The sequence below is a fragment of the Sphingobium abikonense NBRC 16140 genome (genome assembly GCF_001598335.1).
Taxonomy (GTDB): Bacteria; Pseudomonadota; Alphaproteobacteria; order Sphingomonadales; family Sphingomonadaceae; genus Sphingobium; species Sphingobium abikonense.
Genome location: NZ_BCYT01000038.1, coordinates 1 through 1,527, shown reverse-complemented (window position 1 = coordinate 1,527; position 1,527 = coordinate 1). Strand labels below are relative to the sequence as shown.

Annotated in this window: 1 protein-coding gene; it reads left to right on the top strand. The window is 63.3% G+C overall.

The features are described from left to right. Nucleotides 1–76: 76 nt before the first annotated feature. On the top strand, nucleotides 77–1,450 hold the full coding sequence (locus SAB01S_RS17880; RefSeq protein ID WP_021235642.1) for an IS1182 family transposase: 1,374 nt from the start codon (nucleotides 77–79) through the stop codon (nucleotides 1,448–1,450). The last annotated feature ends 77 nt before the right edge of the window (nucleotides 1,451–1,527 follow it).

The following is a 1,527-nucleotide window of genomic DNA, read 5'->3' as shown; positions in this document are numbered from 1 at the left end:
ATGTTGTTGAAAAAGTCGGCCTTGAAGTCGTCGTGAGCGTCTGATTCAATATTGCGATGCTGACGGGTACCAAGCGATGATGGGCGAGCGCCGAGTGGCGCAGGAGGCCTTGTTTTACGAGTTCAGCCTGGATCGGCACGTGCCCGCCGATCATCTGCTTCGGGCGATCGACGGGTTCGTGGACCTGTCCGGCATGCGCGAACACCTGCGAGGGTTCTACAGCGCAATCGGTCGGCCTTCGATCGATCCCGAGCTCATGCTGCGCATGCTGATCGTGGGGTACTGTTTCGGCATCCGATCGGAGCGGCGCCTGTGCGAGGAGGTGCACCTCAACCTGGCTTATCGCTGGTTCTGCCGCCTCGGCCTCGAGGGCGACGTGCCGGATCACTCGACATTTTCCAAGAACCGGCACGGTCGCTTTCGCGAGAGTGATCTGTTCCGCCAGCTGTTCGAAGCCACGGTGCGGCGCTGCATCGACGAAGGACTGGTCGGGGGCGACGGCTTCGCGGTCGATGCCAGCCTGATCCGCGCCGAGGCCAATCGGCAGACCTACGTCGAAGGAACGCAGAGCCTTTCCGCCGATCTGCAAACACGTGCCGTCGAGGAGTACCTTGCTGTTCTGGATGATGCGGTGTTTGGTGGCGCAACTCCGGTCGAGCCCAAGCGCGTCTCACCTGTCGATCCGGCGGCCCGCTATACCGCAGCACATGGCGGACGCGCGGATTTCTGCTACTCCACCAACTACCTGATCGATGTCGAAAACGCCGTGATCGTGGATGTCGAGGCGAGCACGGCGATCCGCCAGGCGGAAGTCACTGCTGCCAAGCGGATGATCGAGCGGGCGGCCGGCCATCATGGCCTGTGGCCGCGCAAGCTGATTGGCGACACCGGCTACGGCTCTGCCGACATGCTCGCCTGGCTCGTGCATGAGCGTGGCATCGAGCCACACGTACCTGTGTTCGACAAGTCCACCCGGAGCGACGGCTCTTTCGAACGCAGCGACTTCACCTTCGATCACGAGGACGACAGCTATGTGTGTCCGGCGGGCAAGCGCCTGCGCCCACGTAACCGCAACTTCGCATCGCCTCGGCCAGAGGCCGACAAGGACGGCTTCATCCGCTATCGAGCCCGGCAGCATGACTGCGGCAGCTGCGCTCTGAAGCCGCAATGCACCCCCATCCTGCCGGCTCGCAAGGTGACCCGATCGATCCATGAGGGTGCGCGAGACTTTGCCCGGACCCTGGCGCAGGAAGACGAGTGGATCACATCGCGCCGCGAACGCAAGAAGGTCGAGATGCTGTTTGCTCACCTGAAACGCATCCTGCGGCTAGACCGGCTGCGTTTACGTGGCCCCAGCGGCGCCCGAGACGAGTTCCATCTCGCCGCTGCCGCTCAGAACCTCCGCAAGCTCGCCAAGATCAGCCTCGCGAGGCAGGCTGTCACGACCTAAGGCGCGCAGCCTCCACTTGCCCGCAAGCCATCGCCGCCGCCGGTCACGTCAACAGACGACTTTTTCAACGGCATCGG

Bases quoted from the DNA above. Each gene is read 5' to 3' on its own strand.
- SAB01S_RS17880 (WP_021235642.1), top strand. From the start codon at position 77: ATGATGGGCGAGCGCCGAGTGGCGCAGGAGGCCTTGTTTTACGAGTTC.